This window comes from Kitasatospora sp. NPDC101176 (assembly GCF_044768035.1).
Taxonomy (GTDB): domain Bacteria; phylum Actinomycetota; class Actinomycetes; order Streptomycetales; family Streptomycetaceae; genus Kitasatospora.
Genome location: NZ_JBIWPA010000045.1, coordinates 52,681 through 70,798 on the forward strand (window position 1 = coordinate 52,681; position 18,118 = coordinate 70,798).

18 protein-coding genes are annotated in these 18,118 nt (G+C 73.5%); 13 read left to right on the forward strand and 5 right to left on the reverse strand.

The window, feature by feature from the left end; all coding sequences use genetic code 11:
- Window positions 1-40 precede the first annotated feature (40 nt).
- From ACIRS1_RS36475 to ACIRS1_RS36485, 3 genes are all read right to left on the reverse strand, one after another.
- Entirely contained in the window at window positions 41-901 is an 861-nt protein-coding gene (locus ACIRS1_RS36475; protein ID WP_402846785.1) for a hypothetical protein, read from the reverse strand.
- 251 nt (window positions 902-1,152) lie between these two features.
- Window positions 1,153-2,385 (reverse strand): metallophosphoesterase, encoded by a 1,233-nt coding sequence (locus ACIRS1_RS36480; RefSeq protein WP_360211974.1) that lies wholly within the window; start codon window positions 2,383-2,385, stop codon window positions 1,153-1,155.
- Window positions 2,386-2,498: 113 nt separating this feature from the next.
- Window positions 2,499-3,656: a LacI family DNA-binding transcriptional regulator gene (locus ACIRS1_RS36485; protein ID WP_078859964.1), complete on the reverse strand. Its 1,158-nt coding sequence runs from the start codon at window positions 3,654-3,656 to the stop codon at window positions 2,499-2,501.
- 334 nt (window positions 3,657-3,990) lie between these two features.
- On the opposite strand from ACIRS1_RS36485, the gene hisC reads away from it, so the two are divergent.
- The 5 genes from hisC to ACIRS1_RS36510 all read left to right on the forward strand — a co-directional run bounded on the left by hisC (window position 3,991) and on the right by ACIRS1_RS36510 (window position 9,557).
- The gene (gene hisC / locus ACIRS1_RS36490; protein WP_360211972.1) at window positions 3,991-5,070 is read left to right on the forward strand and encodes a histidinol-phosphate transaminase; all 1,080 of its coding nucleotides are present in this window, start codon (window positions 3,991-3,993) and stop codon (window positions 5,068-5,070) included.
- Window positions 5,071-5,394: 324 nt separating this feature from the next.
- Window positions 5,395-6,807: an efflux RND transporter periplasmic adaptor subunit gene (locus ACIRS1_RS36495; RefSeq protein WP_387905063.1), complete on the forward strand. Its 1,413-nt coding sequence runs from the start codon at window positions 5,395-5,397 to the stop codon at window positions 6,805-6,807.
- 2 nt (window positions 6,808-6,809) lie between these two features.
- Window positions 6,810-7,613: an ABC transporter ATP-binding protein gene (locus ACIRS1_RS36500; RefSeq protein WP_402846789.1), complete on the forward strand. Its 804-nt coding sequence runs from the start codon at window positions 6,810-6,812 to the stop codon at window positions 7,611-7,613.
- Window positions 7,610-8,830: an ABC transporter permease gene (locus tag ACIRS1_RS36505; protein WP_387905066.1), complete on the forward strand. Its 1,221-nt coding sequence runs from the start codon at window positions 7,610-7,612 to the stop codon at window positions 8,828-8,830. The genes ACIRS1_RS36500 and ACIRS1_RS36505 overlap by 4 nt, the downstream gene beginning before the upstream one ends.
- A 7-nt stretch (window positions 8,831-8,837) precedes the next feature.
- Entirely contained in the window at window positions 8,838-9,557 is a 720-nt protein-coding gene (locus ACIRS1_RS36510) for a hypothetical protein (RefSeq protein WP_402846791.1), read from the forward strand.
- Between the two features lie 60 nt (window positions 9,558-9,617).
- On the opposite strand, the gene ACIRS1_RS36515 is transcribed toward ACIRS1_RS36510, so the two are convergent.
- Together ACIRS1_RS36515 and ACIRS1_RS36520 are read right to left on the reverse strand one after the other, a co-directional pair.
- Window positions 9,618-9,761 (reverse strand): hypothetical protein, encoded by a 144-nt coding sequence (locus ACIRS1_RS36515; protein ID WP_360211962.1) that lies wholly within the window; start codon window positions 9,759-9,761, stop codon window positions 9,618-9,620.
- Complete coding sequence (locus tag ACIRS1_RS36520) at window positions 9,758-10,120, reverse strand: ATP-binding protein (protein WP_402846794.1); 363 nt, start codon at window positions 10,118-10,120, stop codon at window positions 9,758-9,760. Before ACIRS1_RS36520 ends, ACIRS1_RS36515 begins: the two co-directional genes overlap by 4 nt.
- Window positions 10,121-10,413: 293 nt before the next feature.
- On the opposite strand from ACIRS1_RS36520, the gene ACIRS1_RS36525 reads away from it, so the two are divergent.
- From ACIRS1_RS36525 to ACIRS1_RS36560, 8 genes are all read left to right on the forward strand, one after another.
- Window positions 10,414-11,274 carry a helix-turn-helix domain-containing protein gene (locus tag ACIRS1_RS36525; protein WP_402846796.1) on the forward strand — a complete coding sequence of 287 codons (861 nt, stop codon included), beginning with the start codon at window positions 10,414-10,416 and terminating at the stop codon, window positions 11,272-11,274.
- Window positions 11,267-11,458: a DUF397 domain-containing protein gene (locus ACIRS1_RS36530; protein WP_402846798.1), complete on the forward strand. Its 192-nt coding sequence runs from the start codon at window positions 11,267-11,269 to the stop codon at window positions 11,456-11,458. The genes ACIRS1_RS36525 and ACIRS1_RS36530 overlap by 8 nt, the downstream gene beginning before the upstream one ends.
- 163 nt (window positions 11,459-11,621) lie before the next feature.
- Entirely contained in the window at window positions 11,622-12,095 is a 474-nt protein-coding gene (locus tag ACIRS1_RS36535) for a carboxymuconolactone decarboxylase family protein (RefSeq protein WP_360211954.1), read from the forward strand.
- Window positions 12,096-12,283: 188 nt separating this feature from the next.
- On the forward strand, window positions 12,284-13,111 hold the full coding sequence (locus ACIRS1_RS36540; RefSeq protein ID WP_387905076.1) for a response regulator transcription factor: 828 nt from the start codon (window positions 12,284-12,286) through the stop codon (window positions 13,109-13,111).
- A 12-nt stretch (window positions 13,112-13,123) separates the two neighbouring features.
- Entirely contained in the window at window positions 13,124-14,626 is a 1,503-nt protein-coding gene (locus tag ACIRS1_RS36545) for a HAMP domain-containing sensor histidine kinase (protein WP_360211950.1), read from the forward strand.
- Window positions 14,627-14,832: 206 nt separating this feature from the next.
- The gene (locus ACIRS1_RS36550; RefSeq protein WP_402846801.1) at window positions 14,833-15,828 is read left to right on the forward strand and encodes an LAETG motif-containing sortase-dependent surface protein; all 996 of its coding nucleotides are present in this window, start codon (window positions 14,833-14,835) and stop codon (window positions 15,826-15,828) included.
- 231 nt (window positions 15,829-16,059) lie between these two features.
- Complete coding sequence (locus ACIRS1_RS36555) at window positions 16,060-16,671, forward strand: Uma2 family endonuclease (RefSeq protein ID WP_402846803.1); 612 nt, start codon at window positions 16,060-16,062, stop codon at window positions 16,669-16,671.
- Window positions 16,664-18,028: an oxygenase MpaB family protein gene (locus ACIRS1_RS36560; RefSeq protein WP_402846805.1), complete on the forward strand. Its 1,365-nt coding sequence runs from the start codon at window positions 16,664-16,666 to the stop codon at window positions 18,026-18,028. The genes ACIRS1_RS36555 and ACIRS1_RS36560 overlap by 8 nt, the downstream gene beginning before the upstream one ends.
- Window positions 18,029-18,118: the final 90 nt, after the last annotated feature.

Below are 18,118 nucleotides of genomic sequence, written 5' to 3' on the forward strand. Positions count from 1 at the left end.
GCGCTCCGGAGGGGGGAGCGCGGGCCGGTCCGCGTCCTCGTCAGGGGACGTCGTCGGGGCTGGTGAAGGAGGGCGAGCTGTAGCCGGGCCCGGTGAAGTCGGGGGTGGTGAAGGCGGGGCGCGGGCCGGGGACGCCCGGGTCGCCACTGCCGTCGGGGCCGGGGCTGGTGAACGAGGGGGAGCTGTAGCCGGGCCCGGTGAAGTCGGGGCTGCTGAACTCGGGCCGGACGCCGGGCCCGCCCGCGGCGGGGGCGGCGGGCACGGCCGGCAGGCCGGCGTGCAGGTAGGGCAGCAGGCCGCGGTCGCGCAGTGCGGTGCGCCACTCCCGGCGGGCGGCGGCGAGTTCGGCGGCGAGTTCCGGGTCGGTGCCGGCCGGGGCCGCTCCGGCGCCGTCCCGCACGGCGGTGAGGACGAGCCCGATGATGCCGACGGCCATCGCGGCGACGCCGGCGGCGAGGGCGATCCAGCCCGCGGTGAGCAGGGAGCGGGCGAGCACGAGCTCCGGGTCGGCGGCGCGGAGCAGGTAGCCGATCAGCAGCAGGACGAGGGCGGCGACCCAGGCGAGGATCGGGGTGAGCACGGTGAGGACGGGGAAGAGCCCGGCGCCGCCGTTGGCGGAGCGCAGCTGGGTGAGCAGTCCGGGGGCGGTGGGCTCGGTGCCCTCGGGGACGGGCGGGGTGGCGCGCAGGTCGTCGCGCAGCCGGGTGTAGTGCGCGTACTCGGTGCCGGCGGCCGCGGCGATGGTGTCGGCGTCGCGCAGGGCGCGGACGCGGAGCTGGTCGGTGGTGAGCGCGCCGGGGGCGCGCAGGGCGGTGAGGACGGTGCGGTCGCGCAGGGCTTCGGCGAGGAGGCGCTCGTATTCCGGGCGGTCCTCGGCGAGCAGTGGCGGGGGGTTGTTCATGGGGACCCCGTTCGTGCGGACCCCGTTCGCTCCGCCCCGGGGGCCGCGGGGGCCGTCCGGGACGCCGGAACGGGCGCGGAGGCGGGCCGCCGGACGGGCGGCCGGGTGTGGTGTGCCTCATGGTAGGGGCGGGCGCGGCCGTGCTGACAGTCGGTTTCCGGAATTTCGCGCCCCGGGCCGCGCGCACGCGGCGGCCCGGGCGCCGGGAACAGGTGTTCCCGGCGGGGCCCGGAAGCCTGCCGGCGGGGTGGTCAGTTGACGGGCAGTCGGGCGACGAGCAGGCGCCCCTCCATGGTGACGCCGCCGTCCATGGCCACCGCGAGGTCGTCCGCGTAGACGTAGGGCCCGGGGATGTGCGGGGGCTGGCCGTCGTCGGCGTGCACGGCGCCGGTGAGGTACGGGATGGGGCTGTGGCCGTGCACGATGCGGGTGCCGCCGTAGGTGTCGAGCAGCTCGTGGACGGCGGTCGGCCCGGCGTCGCCGCGGAAGGCGAAGCGCTTGGTGAAGCGGCGGAAGCAGTCCCACCACTCGTCGACGCCCTCGTCCGCGAGCAGGCTGTGGACGGCGTCGTTGACGTCGGGGATGGACTCGCCGTACTCCAGGTACGCGGTGGTGTCGGAGTGCAGCAGCAGGTGGCCGTCCTCCAGCGCGATGGCGGGGAGCCGGGAGAGCCAGCTGATGTGGTGCGCCTCGAGGCGTTCGAGGTCGTGCTGCTGGCCGCCGTTGAGGCGCCAGGCGGCGAGGAAGGAGGCCGTGCCGGCGGTGGACTGGACGGGTTCGTCGCCGTACCTGGCGGCGCCGAGGAAGAGCAGTTCGTGATTGCCCATCAGGGCGCGGCAGTAGCCGCCGGCGGCGGCGGCCTCGGCGGCGAGCTGCATGACGAGGTCGATGACGCCGATGCCGTCGGGGCCGCGGTCGGTGAAGTCGCCGAGGAACCAGATCCGGGAGCGGCCGGCGGACCAGTGGCCGTCGGCGTCGATGATGCCCTGGTGGCGCAGCTCGGCGCGGAGTTCCTCCAGGTAGCCGTGCACGTCGCCGACGACGTAGAGCGGGCCGGGGGGCTCGCCGGGGCCGGGGGCCGGGTAAGGGTAGCTGGGGGCGGAGGGGTCGGGCAGCGGCGGGCCGAGCTCGATGGTCGGCGGGTCGTCGCGGCCGGGCAGCTGGAGGGCCGGGGAGGGCTGGTCGGGCAGGGTCGGCTCGTAGCCGGGGTGGTCCTGGTGGGCGAAGGCCTGGGCGTGTTCCTGGCCGTGCTCCTGGGCGTGCACGGTGTGGCCGTGGCCCTGTCCGTCGTCGGGCCAGTGCTGTTCCAGGTAGCGGGCGCCGCCGTAGCCGCTGTAGGTCTCCGCGTCGTACGGCGTGCCCGGGTAGCCGGTGGCCGGCTCCGGTTCGTAGTAGGTGCCGTACGGCAGCACGTCGAGGTCCGGCTGGTGGCGGGGGCCTGAGTCGGGGTGTTCAGGCCCGGGGAAGCGGTCCTCGGGTGTCATCCGCCCATCATAGGAAGACCACTCTCCCGGCGTCGTCACCTGGTGGGTATCCAATCCTCCGGAGCGTCAGCCGGGCCGCCCGCATGGTCCGTTTTGTCCCGGCTCGTTATGGTCTAGACCTCGCCCGGGGGCCGGGGCGGGCTGACCGTGGTGCGCGGGCTCCGGCGCTGGGAGGACGCGCGGACGATCAGCTCGGTCGGCATCAGGGTGCCCGGGGGCGGGCCCGTCCCGGCGGTGCGGAACCGCGGCGGGAAGAGCCGGGCGATGTCGACGCCGGTACCGGAGTCGACACCCTCGATCGCGTCGATGAGCAGGTTGACGACGGTGGTGCCGATCCGGCGGGGCTTGAGCGAGAGCGTGGTGATGGGCGGCTCGGTGGCGGCGTAGACGTCGCTCTCGCTGCAGCAGACCAGCAGCAGGTCGTCCGGGACGCGCAGGCCGTAGCGGCGGGCGGCGGCGAGCAGGTCGGTGCCGTTGGGGTCGAACAGTCCGTAGACGGCGTCGGGCCGGTCGGGGCGGGCGAGCAGCCGGTCGGCGGCGACGGCGCCCGCGGCCGGGTCGTGCGCGGGGTACGCCTCGTAGACCGGCTCCTGGCCGACCTTGGCGCACCAGCCGAGGTAGGCCTCGGTGGAGAGCCGGGTGTAGGTGTCGGTGCTGGTGCCGGTGAGCAGGCCGATGCGGCGGGCGCCGGCCTCGGAGAGGTGGTCGAGGATGCCGAGGACGGCGGCCTCGTGGTCGTTGTCGACCCAGGCGGTGACCGGGCAGTTGCCGGGCTTGCCGTCGCTGACGACCGGGACGCCGGACCGGTACAGCTCGCTGACCAGCGGGTCCTGGTCGGGCGGGTCGATCACCACGGTGCCGTCGAGGGCGATGTTCCCCCAGACGTCGTGCCGGGAGGAGGCGGGCAGCACCACCAGCGCGTAGCCGCGGCCGAGCGCCGCGCTGGTGGCGGCCCGGGCCATCTCGGCGAAGTACGCGAACTCGGTGAAGGTGAAGGGTTCCTCGCCGTAGGTCGTGACGGTCAGGCCGATCAGGCCGGACCGCCCGGTGCGCAGGGTGCGGGCGGCCGCCGAGGGGCGGTAGCCGAGGCGCTCGGCGACCTCGCGCACCCGGCTGCGGGTCTCGTCGGGCAGGCGGCCCTTGCCGTTCAGCGCGTCGGAGACGGTGGTGATCGACACTCCGGCGGCTGCTGCCACATCCCGGATGCCGGCCCGCTCCAGACGCCGTGAGGTGGTGGGACGCCGACCGCTCTGGTTGGCTGCTGCTGTCATGGCGGACCGATCGTATGGCTCCTGACAAGGGTCTGTGACCGGCGCATCGGGAGCCCTTGGAGATACGTTTCTCCGCGAGTGAGCCGGGGTGCGCTCCTTCGATACCCGTACGAAACCAGCCGTCTTACCTCTGACATGTGCCAAAGGAACCCGGCAGAATGGCTGATCTGCGCCCATCGGCCGACCGGGCATCTCACCCCTACGGGTGAGCGCGGTCGGTATCGTTCAAGGCACCCGACCGGGGTGGTCCGGGCGCGTTCCGAGATCCCGGGGCACGGTGGCGATCCCACCGGTGACGGGCGAGCGCACCGGAGAGAGAAGAAGGAGTACGACCGTGAGCAGTGGTACGTCAGCGCAGGGCCCGCGGCTGCGGCCGACCCTCGACGGCATCCCCACCTACAAGCCCGGCAAGCCGGCCGGCGCCGACGCCTACAAGCTGTCCTCGAACGAGAACCCGTACCCGCCGCTGCCCGGCGTGCTGGAGGCGGCGGTCGCGGCGGCCGGCTCGTTCAACCGCTACCCCGACATGGCCGTCACCGGGCTGACCGAGGTGCTCGCCGAGCGCTTCGGCGTGCCCGCCGAGCACATCGCCACCGGCACCGGCTCGGTCGGCGTCGCCCAGTCGCTGATCCTCGCCACGGCCGGCCCCGGCGACGAGGTCATGTTCGCCTGGCGCTCCTTCGAGGCGTACCCGATCATCACCCAGGTGGCCGGCGCCACCCCCGTCCCGGTGCCCATCACCGAGTCCGGTGACCACGACCTGGACGCGATGCTCGCCGCGATCACCCCGAACACCCGGCTGATCTTCGTCTGCAACCCCAACAACCCCACCGGCAACGTGATCCACCGCGCCGAGCTGGAGCGCTTCCTGGACGCCGTCCCGTCCGACGTCCTGGTGGTCGTCGACGAGGCGTACATCGAGTTCATCCGCGACCCCGAGGTGCCCAACGGCATCGACCTCTACCGGGACCGCCCGAACGTCTGCGTGCTGCGCACCTTCTCCAAGGCCTACGGCCTCGCGGGCATGCGGGTCGGCTTCGCGATCGCGCACGAGCCGGTGGCGAACGCGCTGCGCAAGACCGCCGTCCCGTTCGGCGTCAACCAGCTCGCCCAGGACGCGGCGGTCGCCTCGGTGCGCGCCGAGGCCGCGCTGATGGAGCGGGTGGACACCCTGGTCGAGGAGCGCACCCGGGTGGTCGCCGGGCTGCGCGCCCAGGGCTGGGACATCCCGGACTCGCAGGCCAACTTCGTCTGGCTGGGGCTCGGCGAGCGCTCCCAGGAGTTCGCCGTCGCGTGCGCCGAGGCGGGCGTGATCGTCCGGCCGTTCCCGGAGGGCGTGCGGGTCTCCATCGGCGAGACCGAGGGCAACTCGATCTTCCTCTCGGTGGCGGAGGCGTTCCGCAAGGCGCTCTGAACCGGCGCCGTCACCGGCCAGCGGCGCCCACCCCGGCGCCCGGCAGCGACCCGCAGGGGCGCATCGCACGCGGTGCGCCCCTGCGGCGTTCCCGCGGACCGCCGGCCCCGCCCGCCCACTGGGCCGCGGAAGCAGGCGGCGACGCTGCCGGATGGCTGGGGATCGCTGGGAGCCCGCTGGGAGTTCGGCCAACGACTGCCCACGCCGCGGCCAAGCGGCCCTCGTGATCCGGTCCTTGCGCCCGGAATGCCCGGATCCGGCCCACCAGTCTCCTCCCAGCCGGCGCCCAGGACTCCGCAAGAGCGCCCAGGAAAGCTGTCCGCCATGAAGGTGCTCCCGCGACGGCGAGGTGCCGTCCTCGTCAATTCCGCGCTCGGCGTGGCTCTGCTGGGCGGTGCCGCCCTGGTGTACGCCACCCTGAACGGCAACAGCAGTGCCGCCGCCGCCAAGGCCCCGGCCCGGACGGCCACGGTGTCCAAGGGAACGGTCCTGGCCACCGTGTCCGGAACCGGCACCCTGGTCTCGCCGACCGACGCGGCCCAGGACTTCGCCACCGGCGGCCGGCTCACCGCGGTCAAGGTCGCGATCGGGGACGCCGTGAAGAAGGGCCAGGTGCTCGCCACCGTCGACACCACGGCCGCCAAACAGCAGGTGGACGCCGCCCAGGCGGCCCTCACCACCGCCAACGCCAACCTCACCAAGGCCCAGGCCGGCGTCACCACCACGACCACCGTGCCGGTGACGCCCACTGCCGCGACCACCACGGCCCCGGCCGCCCCGGCCGGCGGCGGATCCGGAGGTTCCGGCGGCTCCGGCGAACGCGGGTCCGGATCCAACACCGTGCCCGCCCCGCAGACCACCACCGTCACCACCACCAAGGTCGACGACGCGGCCGTCGCCCAGGCGCAGCAGCAGGTCGCCACCGCGCAGACCAACCTCTCCAACGCCCAGGCCGCGCTGGCCGGCACCACCCTGACCGCCTCGGTGGACGGCACCGTCGCCGCCGTCTCGGCGAAGGTCGGCGACACCGTCGGCACCGGCGGCTCCAGCGGGTCCACCGCCGGCAGCTCCGGTTCGACGGCCAAGTCGAGCGGCAGCACCGCCTCGGGCGGCACGCCGAGCGGGTTCATCGTGCTGACCAACCCGACCGGGATGCAGGTCACCGCCAACTTCTCCGAGCTGGACTCGCTCAAGCTCAAGAAGGGCGAGGCGGCCACCGTCGCGCTGAACGCGCAGTCCGACACCAAGCTCAACGCGACCGTCCTGTCCGTCAGCTCGCTGCCCAGCAGCGGCTCCGGCAGCGCCGGCTCGTCGGCCGTCCAGTACGCCGCCACCCTGCAGATCACCGGCGACACCAGCACGCTGCGCACCGGTCTCAGCGCCACCGTCCAGGTGATCACCGGCGAGGCGGACAACGCGCTGTCGCTGCCCACCGCCGCGCTCTCCGGCACCGGCACCAGCCGCACCGCGACCGTGGTCCACCAGGACGCCTCCACCGAGCGGGTCTCCGTCGGCGTCGGCGTCGAGGGCGACACCACCGTCCAGGTCGTCTCCGGCCTGAAGGAGGGCGACCGGGTCGAGCTGCCCACCACCAGCGGTGGCAACGGCTTCCCGAACGCCTCCTTCCCGGGCGCCGGCGGCCAGGGCGGCCGCGGCGGCGCCGGTGCCGGTGTGGCAGGCGTCGGCGGCGGTGGCGGTACCGGCGGCGGCGGAGCCGGCCGGGGCGGCAGGGGCTGAGCATGCGTCACGTCATCGACAAGCGCGTCCCGGCGGCGCCGCCACCGGTCATCCAGCTGCGCAGCATCACCAAGGCGTACGGGCACGGCGACGCCGTCGTGCACGCCCTGCACGGCCCGGAGGACCCGGAGACCGGCGGCCCGCTCGGTGTCAGCCTCGACATCCACCAGGGCGACTACGTCGCCGTGATGGGCAGCTCCGGCTCCGGCAAGTCCACCATGATGAACATCCTCGGCTGCCTGGACGTCCCGACCGGCGGCCGGTACCTGCTGGACGGCATCGACGTCGGCCACCTCGACGAGGGCCAGCTCGCGCTGGTCCGCAACCGCAAGATCGGCTTCGTCTTCCAGTCCTTCAACCTGATCCCGCGCACCACCGCGCTCGCCCAGGTGGAGCTGCCGCTCGCCTACGCCGGCGTCCGGGCCGCCGAGCGGCGCCGCAGGGCGCTGGCCGCGCTCTCCCTGGTCGGCCTCGCCGAGCGCGCCGGGCACAAGCCCAACCAGCTCTCCGGCGGCCAGCAGCAGCGCGTGGCGGTCGCCCGGGCGCTGGTCACCGCGCCCGCGATGCTGCTCGCCGACGAACCCACCGGGAACCTGGACAGCCGCTCCACCGAGGAGGTCCTCGGCCTCGTCGACGCGCTGAACACCACCGGCCGCACCGTCGTCCTGATCACCCACGAGGACGAGGTCGCCCGGCACGCCAAGCGGGTGCTCCGGCTGGTCGACGGCCGGATCGTCAGCGACGTCCGGCAGGCCCCGGTGGACGGGCCGCCGCCGATGCTGCGCGGAGTGGGGGTGCCGGCGTGATCCTCTGGCAGATGCTCCGCTTCGCCGTCGGCGGCCTGGGCGCCAACAAGGTGCGCTCGGCGCTCACCATGCTCGGGGTGCTGATCGGTGTCGCCTCCGTGATCCTGCTGCTGGCCGTCGGCAACGGCTCGTCGGTGGCGGTCAAGGAGTCGATCACCTCGCTCGGCACCAACTCGCTCACCGTGAGCTCCGGTTCGGCGGTCGGCGGGGCGCGCGGCGCCGCCGCCTCCGCGGTCAGGAAGCTCACCGTCGACGACGCCAAGGCGCTGGCCACCGACGCCGACGCCGCCGCCTCGATCAAGTCGGTCGCCCCCGTGGTGACCACCAGCGGCACCGCGCTGTACGGGGACATCTCGTACAGCCCCGGCTCGATCGTCGGCACCTACCCGGCGTACTTCGAGACCGCCAACCAGAAGGTCGCGCACGGCGAGTACTTCACCGACGACGACGTGCTCGGCTCGCGCAAGGTCGCGGTGCTCGGCGCCACCACCGCCAAGCAGCTGTTCGCCGGCGAGGACCCGGTCGGCAAGCGCATCGTCCTCGGCGGCACCCCGTTCACCGTGGTCGGCGTGCTGGCGGCCAAGGGCGGGACGGGCTTCACCGACCCGGACGACGTGGTCGTCGCCCCGCTGCCGACCGTGCAGAACGCCTTCACCGGCTTCGGCCCGGTCAGCCAGATCCTGGTGCAGGCCGCGTCCGCGGACAGCACCACCGCGGCCCAGTCCGAGATCACCCGGGTGCTGCTCGGCACCCACGCGATCACCGACCCGACCAAGGCGGACTTCCGGATCACCAGCCAGGCATCGCTGCTCACGGCCCGGGAGAGCACCACCAAGACCTTCACCGTGCTGCTTGGCGCGGTGGCGGCGATCTCGCTGCTCGTCGGCGGGATCGGGATCACCAACATCATGCTGGTGACGGTCACCGAGCGGACCAGGGAGATCGGCATCCGCAAGGCGCTCGGCGCCCCGCGGGCCGTCATCCTCGGACAGTTCCTGACCGAGTCCACCCTGTTGTCGGTGCTCGGCGCCGGCCTCGGAGTGGCCGCCGGCATCGCCGGCTCGCACTTCAGCATCGTCGGCATCAAGCCGGTGGTGATCCCCGAGTCCGTGCTCGGCGCGTTCGGCATCGCCGTCGCCATCGGGCTGTTCTTCGGCAGCTACCCCGCCAACCGGGCCGCGTCACTGCGGCCGATCGACGCCCTCCGGCACGAGTAGGGACCCCATGAGCAACGAGATCGCCACGGTGACCAGCAGCCCGGCCGAGCAGGTCGCCCTGCTCGCCACCCCGCCGGACGCCCGCGACGTCACCGCCGAGCTGGCCGCGCCGCCGCGCCGCAAGCTGCCCTGGCTGAGCCTGCTGCTGGCCGGCGGCGTGATCGCCAGCGGCGCCTTCGCGGGCGGGGTCTGGTACCAGCAGAACAACGGGACGACGAAGGGCTCGTCGCCGCGCGCCGCGGCGGCGGCCGGTGCGGCGGCCGGCGCCGCCGGGCAGCAGCGCGGGGCCGGTGCCGCGGGCGGCGGGTACGGCCAGAACGGCCAGAACGCCGGCGGGCAGAACGGCGGCCGGCGGAGCGGCCAGGGCGGAGCCGCCGGCGGCCAGGGGCAGGGCCAGGGCGGGCAGGGCGGGCAGGCGGGCTTCACCCGCGGCACGGTGAAGGCCGTCGACGGCACCACCGTCTACCTCACCGACGCCAACGGCAACACCGTCAAGGTCACCACCGGCGACGCGACGAAGGTCCAGCTCAACAAGGAGGGCAAGGTCGCCGACCTGCTCCCCGGCCAGAGCGTGACCGTCGTCGGCACCCCCGACGCCAACGGTGGCTACACGGCCAGTCAGCTCGTCGAGGGCGCGGCCGGCGCCGCCGGAGGAGCCGGTGGCGGGTTCGGCGGCTTCGGCGGAGGCGGCGCGGGAGGGGGCAACCGGAACCCGTCCGGCGGCTGACCCGGCAGGCCGGACGACCGCGAGGCCCTCGCCCCTCCGGGCGGGGGCCTCGACGCGTCCTCAGAGCAGCCCGTCCCGGTCGTCGTCCGGCCGCGGCAGCCGCAGCGTGGCGAGGACGCCGAGTGCCACGGTGGCGATCGCGAGCAGGAGGAGGACGGCGAGGACGGCGCCGACGAGGAGGTCCACCCCTCGGAGGTGGTTCACGCGGCGCGGTCCAGCTCGTACCAGACGCTCTTGCCGCGCTTCTGCGGATCCACGCCCCAGCGGTGCGTGAGGCCCTCGACGAGCTGGAGGCCCCGGCCGGTCTCGGCGAGACCGGCCGGGGTCCTGGACTGGGGGAGCGCGTCGCTCTCGTCGGAGACGACCACCCTGAGCGTGCCGCCGAGCAGCGAGAAGAGGACGACCGGAGCGGTGGTGGCCCCGTGCCGCCAGGCGTTCACGATCAGCTCGGCGAGGGCGAGTTCGGCGGCGAGGACGGTCTCGGAGTCCCAGCCCGATCGGGCGAGGGCGTCCCGCAGGGCCTGCCGGGCGAGGGTGAGGGAGGGGGAGTTACGGGTGCACACGGGAACCTCCGGGAGAGGAGAGGGGATGCGGTGGGGATGTCGCCGTGAGCCAGGCCAGGACGTCGGCTGGTTGCTCTTCGGTGCGCGGGCAGCACGCGCCTACTGCCAGGTGGATAGGCATCTCTGACGATCCGTCGGATCGCTCTGAAAACGACGATAGCGCACTCGCTCTTAAAATTAATCAGGATGCGGGAAGGTTCCTCCTCCCGTGGGATGCATGACCTCCCGCACCCGGATGGCTCCGCAGGCAGGCCGCGCGGCAGACTGGCCTCCGTATCCGCAGAGAGGACGCCATGGCACTTCGAACGCCAACCCTTCGTCAGCGCCGACTCGGTGCCGAACTGCGGAGGATGCGCGAGCAAGCAGGCCTCGGAGGCAGCCACCTGGCCCGTCTTCTCGGCGTCACCCCTGCCCTGGTGACCCAGATGGAGAACGGCAAGTCCGCCGTCGGTGCGGAGCGGCTGCGAGAGATCGCGGTCGCCTGCGCCTGCACCAATGAGCCATTGATCGACGCGCTCATCGAGATGGCCTCAGAGCGGGGTGTCGGCTGGTGGGAGCAGTACAGCGACAGCCTCAGCGGGGACCTGCTCGATGTCGCCGCGATCGAAGCCCACGCCCGGAGGATCTTCACCTACTCGATCACCTTCGTGCCCGGGCTGCTCCAGACCCCGGCCTATGCCGCGTCGGTGTTCGCTCGTGCCATCCCTCCGCTCCCGAGCGCTGAGGTCGATCTCAGGACGGCCTTTCGCCTGCGCAGGCAGGAGGCCGCTCGCTCAGGAGAGGCGCCCTACACGGCGTACATCCACGAGGCGGCCCTCCGGATGCAGTTCAGCGGCCCGACGGTGCTCGCCGAGCAGCTCGGCGCCCTCATCGAAGACTCCGAGGGCCCGGGAATCTCGGTTCGAGTGGTGCCGTTCAGGATCGAATCGCTGCCCGGCCCCAGCGAGAACTTCGTCTACACCGAGGGAGCGGTTCCCGAGCTGGGCACGGTGCAGATCGACATCAGCTTCGGCTGCCCGCTCTTCGATGATCCGTCCGACCTCGCGAGCTACCGCGAGATCCTCGACCGGATGGCATCCGTGGCCCTCTCGGAAGAGGACTCGCGTGACTTCATCCGATCCATCAAGAAGGAGATAGAGGGCAATCATGGCTAGCCCGGCATGGCAGAAGTCCACGTACTCCGGTTCGAGCAACGCCTGCGTCGAGGTGCGCTCCGTCGACGATCTGATCGCACTCCGCGAGTCCGACGACGGCGGCGTCGTCATCCACACCACCCGGGCCCGCTTCGCCGCCCTCCTCCGGGCCGCGAAGGCCGGCGAGTACGACCGCCGCCCCTGACCTCCGGTAGCCGCGCGGGAAGTCGGATGGGCCGACTTCCCGCGCGGCGGATCGTCGACCTGCGGATCGCGGGTGGCACAGGTCACACCGGGGGGATGTCACGGACGGCCGGGCTGTCCTGTCCAAGTGGTCGACAGCGCACGACGACACCAGGGAGCACATCGTGGAAGCCCGACTGAACCCCTTCGCCAGCCCGCTGCTGGGCAAGGTCTACAAGCACCTCATCGCCGCGAACGCGGTGCTCGCGGAGTCGACCCTGCCGCTCGCCACCCAGGAGCTGGTGAAGCTGCGCGCCAGCCAGATCAACGGCTGCGGATTCTGCGTCGACATGCACTTCAAGGACGCCGTGCACGCGGGCGAGGAGGCGACCCGGCTGAACCTGGTCGCGGCCTGGCGCGAGGCGACCGTCTTCACCGAGGCCGAGCGCGCGGCGCTGGAGATCGCCGAACAGGGCACCCGCCTCGCGGACGGCACCGCCGGGGTCACCGACGAGGCGTGGGCGAACGCCGCCGAGCACTACGACGAGGAGCAGCTGGCGGCCCTGGTCGGCGTCCTCGCGGTGATCAACGCCTTCAACCGCGGCAACGTGGCCCTGCGGATGCCGGCCGGCAGCTACCGGCCCGGCCAGTTCGCCTGAGCACACCCGGCCGGACGGGCCGGACCGGGGCCGGGGGTTCCGGGAACGCCGTGGGAGGCGTTTCCGGAGCCCCCGTCCCGTGCGCACACCATCAAAGCTGCCCGTGAGGGGTTTCCCGTCCAAAAACCGACCGATAAGGTGTTAATCCAACATTCATCGATGCCGCATAGCCTCCTCGGGCTAGCCTCATGCTGAACGCCATCGTCCGACCGGGAGGCGAAACCCCCGTGCAAGGCACTGTCACCACACCAGGCGGCTCCGCGGTGGCCGGCGGCCCGGGCGAGGCCTTCCTGCTCGTCGTCGACGACGAACCCAACATCCGCGAGCTGCTCGCCGCCTCGCTGCGGTTCTCCGGGTTCCGGGTCGCCTCCGCCGCCAGCGGCACCGAGGCCCTCGACCTGATCGCCGTCGAACGCCCCGACCTCGTCGTCCTCGACGTGATGCTCCCCGACCTCGACGGCTTCACCGTCGTCGAGAAGCTGCGCGAGCGCACCAGCCGCGGCCAGATAGCCGGCCCGGTCCACGGCCACCCCGGCGACCACCTCCCGGTGCTCTTCCTCACCGCCAAGGACGGCGTCGGCGACAAGGTCCAGGGCCTCGCCGCGGGCGCCGACGACTACGTGACGAAGCCGTTCAGCCTGGAGGAGCTGATCGCCCGGATCCGCGCCATCCTGCGGCGCTCCGGCGGACCGGCCGAGGACGGCCGGCTGATCGTCGCCGACCTCAGCCTCGACCCGGTCGCCCACGAGGTCACCCGCGGCGGCACGCCCGTCGCGCTCTCGCCGACCGAGTTCAAGCTGCTGCACTACCTGATGGCCAACGTCGGCCGGGTCGTCTCCAAGGCGCAGATCCTCGACCACGTGTGGGCCTACGACTTCGGCGGCGACCTCTCGATCGTCGAGTCCTACATCTCCTACCTGCGCCGCAAGCTCGACTCCGGCCCGGCGCACGGCCCCAAGCTGATCCACACCGTGCGCGGCATCGGCTACGCGCTGCGTCGCCCCCCGCAGGGCTGAGCGGACCGACCGGTGTTCGCCCGCTTCTCCTCGCGGCTGTCCCTGCGCGCCCGGCTGCTCGTGCTCGCGCTCGGGCTGGTCACCACCGGTCTCGCGGTCAGCGACACCGTCGTGCTCGGCACCGTCCGGATGCAGCTGGTCGAACAACTCGACCAGCAGCTGCAGCGGTTCGGACAGCCGCTGTCGCACCGGACCCCGGCCCGGCCCGGCACCGGGGATCCCGCCCGGCCCGCCTCCGGCCGGCGCAGCATGCTGCCCAGCCAGTACCTCGTCCAGTTCCTCTCCTCGGACGGCAAGGTGCAGGCCGTGATGCGCCAGCCCGTCTCCGACAGCGACCCGGCACCCCAGCTCGCCGGGCTCGACCCCACCCGGACCGCGCCGGACGCCCCCTTCGACCTGCCCGACCAGCGCGGCCACCGCAGCTGGCGGGTGCTCGTCCTACCGCTCCAGGGCCCGCGCAGCAGCACCGGCCCCAGCGCGTACGCCTCGCCCGCGGTCACCCCCACCTACGTGATGGTCGCCGTCTCGCGCGAGGACATCGACGCCACCATCGGCAAGCTGCGCACCTCCTTCCTGGCGATCGGCGGCGCCGTCCTGGTGCTGATCGCCGCGCTCGGCCTGTTCGCCGTCCGGGCCGGACTGCGCCCGCTGCGGCGGATCGAGGCGGGGGCCGAGCGGATCGCCGCCGGGGAGCTCTCCCACCGGATGCCGGAGCTCTCGCCCGGCACCGAGGTCGGGCGGCTGTCCATCGCGCTCAACGGCATGCTCACCCAGATCGAGGCCGCCTTCGCCGCCCGCGCCGAGTCCGAGGCCCGGATGCGGCGGTTCGTCGCCGACGCCTCGCACGAACTGCGCACCCCGCTGGCCGGCATCCGGGGCTTCACCGAGCTGTACCGGATGGGCGCGCTGCCCACCGAGTCGGACGTCCGGCGGACGATGTCCAGGATCGAGAGCGAGGCCGTCCGGATGGGCGCGCTGGTCGAGGACCTGCTGGTGCTCGCCCGGGTCGACGAAGAACGGCCGCTCGACCTCGCTCCGATGGACCTGCGCACCCTCGCCGCGGACGCCCTGCACGACCTCACCGCCCTCGACCCGACCCGCCCGGTCGCGCTCACCGGCCCGTCCGGCGCGGGCTCCCCCGGTGCGGCGCCCGTCCTCGGCGACGAGGCCCGGCTCCGCCAGGTGGTCACCAACCTGGTCGGCAACGCCGTCAAGCACACCCCGCCCGGCACCCCGGTCCGGATCGGCGTCGGCGGAGCGGGCGGCGTCTGCCTGCTGGAGGTCGCCGACGCCGGGCCGGGGCTCACCGAGGAGCAGGCGCAGCAGGTCTTCGACCGCTTCTACCGCGTCGACGCCTCGCGCAGCAGGCACGACGGCGGCGGCGCCGGCCTCGGCCTCGCCATCGCCACCGCGCTCACCCGCGCGCACGGCGGCACCCTCAGCCTGGACACGACCCCGGGCGCGGGCGCCACCTTCCGGGTCGAACTGCCGACCATCCGGGACCGGGTCTCCTGAGCGCCTCCTGAGGCCTTTCCGTCCGGCCCGGCGGAATTGTCGACTCGTCAATTCCCCTGTCGAGCAAGCAGTCGGAACGCCCTTTTCATTGCCGGAAATCGGCATGGAGGGCGGAGATTCCGTGTGCCTATGATCAGCGGCGCCGGGTTGTCGATCATCGCCCGGGCCACGGATTCCGCCCCCTCGCCGACCCGAAAGGGGTCCTCGTGACCATCCGCCGCACACTGGTCTCGGCCGCCCTCGTCGCCGCCGTGATCTCGCCCGCAGCCGTGCTGTCCGCGGCGCCCGCCTTCGCCGCGCCGGCCGCCGCGGCGCAGACCCGCGCCGACGCCGGCTCGATCGCCGAACTGGAGCAGGCCGCCGCCGACGCGGCCGCGGCCCACCGGGCCGCCGTCGCCGCCGAGGCCGACGCGCAGGCCAAGGCCCAGGCCTTCCTGGCGAACCCGCAGCCCTACCTGGGCACGTTCCAGCAGGCCAAGGAGACCGCGAAGACGGCCGCCGCGGCCAAGGAGGCCACCGACAAGGCGGTCCACGAGGCCATGACCGCCTACGGGGCGTCGACCGAGGAGGAGCGGCCTGCGGCCAGGGAGCGCCTGCTGAAGGCGATGGACGCCGCCAACGCCGCCATCCGCGCGGACACCGAGGCCAAGGCCGCGGTGACCGCTGCCGGCACGGCCCTGGACGACGCCAAGGTCGAGGCGTTCCGGAAGATCGGTACCGCGCAGGCGGCCACCAAGGCCGCGGCCGCCGCCGAGGCCGCCGCGGACAAGGCGCTCGCCGACGCGCGTGCGGCTGCCGAGAAGCCGGTCGAGAAGCCGGTCGAGAAGCCGGTGGACCAGCCCGTCGAGAAGCCCGTCGAGCAGTCGGCCCAGCAGCCCGCCGCCGTCACTCCGGCCTCGGACACCGCCGCCGCGGCGACCACCGGCGGCGGCACCACCGCGACGACCGCCGCGAACACGTCGACCGCCACGAACACCTCGACCACCTCGAACCGGTCGACCACCGCCTCGACCACCTCGACCACCGTGCCCACGGCGTCGACCGCCGCCACCGGGACGACCGCCACCGGCTCGACCGCCGAGCTGGCGGAGACGGGTGCCACCCCGGCCACCCCGTACCTGGCCCTGGGCTCCGGCCTCACCCTCGGACTCGGCGCCGCCGCCCTGTACGTCTCCCGCCGCCGGCCGGCCCGCTCCTCCTGATCCACCCGGTCCGCGCCCGCTCGGGAGGAGGACGCGGACGGACGGCACCCCGAACCGCAGGGCAGGCCCTCCCGCCTGCCCTGCGGTCCCGCGTCTGCGGCCCCGAAACGCCCCGATCGGGTGAACCCCCGCCGTTCACCCGCCCGGCGCCTCGGTCGTGTGCGACCGTGCAGCGGTTGCTTGTGCGGGCCCGTACGAGCTGATCGGACCGGACGGGAGAGAGGTGTCCCCATGAGCGCGCTCGTTGCCGAGAGGACCGTCGTGAACCTGGACCAGCAGCTGTGGCAGGTATGGAACTCCATGGATCTGCCCGACGGCTTCCGTGCGGAGATCATCGAGGGGACGATCACGGTGTCACCCACCGGCAGCAGCCGCGTTTTCGACGTCGACAACCGGGTCCTGGAGGACCTGTTCGTCCACCTGCGCGGCGGTGACCGGAGGCCCGGGAACGACTGCAACGTCATCGACGGGCTCAAGGCGCTCATTCCCGACGTGTTCGTCGCCCGGCGGGACATCGAGGAGATCGACCACCCGGAGGGCAAGGGTCTCCTCGCCTCCGGTGTCGCCCTCGTCGCCGAGACGGTCTCTCCGGGCGCCGAGAACCGCCGGCGCGACCACGTCCTCAAGCGCCACGCCTATGCCGCCGCCGGCATCCCGGTGTACGTGATCGTCGACGACTACGACGACCGCGGTGCGGTGACCGTCCTCACCGGGCCCGATCCCGAGCGGCGGGCCTACGCCTCCTCCACCCGGGTCCCGTACGGGCAGGAGGCCTTGGTCCCGGAGGGGCCGGCCAAGGGCTTCGTGATCGGTCGGGAGATCACGGGGGAGCGTCGTGGCTGAGCGCGGGGCGTCCTTCCGGCGGGACCTCTCCGAATGGCGGATCGCCCTGGTGGCCTGGCGGCTGCTGGTGCTGCAGGCGGCGCATCCGGTGGTGGGGGCCGGGATGGCCGAGCACTCCACGTACCAGGCGCACCCCTGGCGGCGGGTGGAGCACACCCTGGGCAGCGGGCGGCGGCTGTTCTACCAGGACGCCGATGCGCTGCGGCGGGAGGTCGCGCGGCTGGACCGGGCGCACAAGCGGATCCGCGGGACGGCGCCGGACGGGCGCCCGTACGACGCCGGGGACGCGGCGACCAGGGCGTGGGTGCTGCTCACGCTCTTCGAGTGCGTGGTCGCCATGCGCCGCCTCGGCGGGGACCCGTACGACGCCGGGCAACTGGAGCTGGTGTACGCGGAGTTCACCGGGGCGGTGGCGGCCTTCGGCCTCCCGGAGGGCGAGCTGCCGGGGACGGCCGCGGAGCTGCCCGGCTACTTCGCCCGGGTCGCCCGCGAGCAGCTGGAGTTCAACGAGGCGACCCGCTACCTGCTGAACGACATCCTGCGCGGGGCGCCGCGGCCGCGTCGGTTGCGGTTCCTCGGGGACGCCGGGTGGCGGGCGGTGCGCGGGGTGGTGGCCCGGGCGGTCACCGCACTGACGGTGGCCGACCTGCCGCCGGTGGTGCGGGAGCGGTTCGGGCTGGTCCGGACCCGCCGGGCCGCGCTGCTCTCCTGGCTGCTGCACCGGGGCGCCGGCGCCGTCGTCCCGCTGCTCCCGGACGGGCTGCGGTTCCGCTCCCCGGACGAGCAGCGGGTGCCGCCACGGTGGCGCCCGCCCCGGCAGGACGCCCGCGGGCCGCGGCTGGACCGGTTCTTCCGCGAGGTGCTGGACCAGACCGGGGACGGCTTCATCACCGTGCACGACCTGCGGGCGATGGCGCACAACGTCTGCTGGCAGCTGGAGTTGGACGACGAGGGTGAGGCCCGGGTGTACCGGGCCTTCGACGGCTGGTGGGAGCAGCTGCGCTCGGCGATGGACGCGAACGGCGACGGCAGGGTCAGCCGGGAGGAGTTCGTGGCGGCCACCGTCGCGGGCTGCGACCGTGACCCGGCCTACCTGGAGCAGGGGCTGCTGCCCGCGCTGCGGGCGGTGTTCACCGCCGCGGACAGCGACGGCAGCGGCTTCCTGGAGGCGGACGAGTACCGGGTGGTGTTCGGCGGTCCGCGCGTGCATCCGGCCGAGCTGTCGCACGGCTTCCGTCAGTTGGACGTGGACGGGGACGGCCGGATCACCCGGGAGGAGTTCCTGCACGGCTTCACCGAGTTCTTCACGGCCCGCGCCGACTCCACCCCGGGCACCCAACTCCTGGGCCGCCCTTAGAGGGTGTTCGATACCGATTTAGGCTGCCGCGAGGAGTTTCGGGCGGAGGTATTGCCCGATTCTGTCCGGGCTGGCGGTCAGTCGGGTGGC

Excerpts from the sequence above, each read along its gene's own strand:
- ACIRS1_RS36475 (WP_402846785.1), bottom strand. The coding sequence starts at position 901 with ATGAACAACCCCCCGCCACTGCTCGCCGAGGACCGCCCGGAATACGAG.
- ACIRS1_RS36480 (WP_360211974.1), bottom strand. The coding sequence starts at position 2,385 with ATGACACCCGAGGACCGCTTCCCCGGGCCTGAACACCCCGACTCAGGC.
- ACIRS1_RS36485 (WP_078859964.1), bottom strand. The coding sequence starts at position 3,656 with ATGACAGCAGCAGCCAACCAGAGCGGTCGGCGTCCCACCACCTCACGG.
- ACIRS1_RS36495 (WP_387905063.1), top strand. The coding sequence starts at position 5,395 with ATGAAGGTGCTCCCGCGACGGCGAGGTGCCGTCCTCGTCAATTCCGCG.
- ACIRS1_RS36500 (WP_402846789.1), top strand. The coding sequence starts at position 6,810 with ATGCGTCACGTCATCGACAAGCGCGTCCCGGCGGCGCCGCCACCGGTC.
- ACIRS1_RS36510 (WP_402846791.1), top strand. The coding sequence starts at position 8,838 with ATGAGCAACGAGATCGCCACGGTGACCAGCAGCCCGGCCGAGCAGGTC.
- ACIRS1_RS36525 (WP_402846796.1), top strand. The coding sequence starts at position 10,414 with ATGGCACTTCGAACGCCAACCCTTCGTCAGCGCCGACTCGGTGCCGAA.
- ACIRS1_RS36530 (WP_402846798.1), top strand. The coding sequence starts at position 11,267 with ATGGCTAGCCCGGCATGGCAGAAGTCCACGTACTCCGGTTCGAGCAAC.
- ACIRS1_RS36540 (WP_387905076.1), top strand. The coding sequence starts at position 12,284 with ATGCTGAACGCCATCGTCCGACCGGGAGGCGAAACCCCCGTGCAAGGC.
- ACIRS1_RS36555 (WP_402846803.1), top strand. The coding sequence starts at position 16,060 with ATGAGCGCGCTCGTTGCCGAGAGGACCGTCGTGAACCTGGACCAGCAG.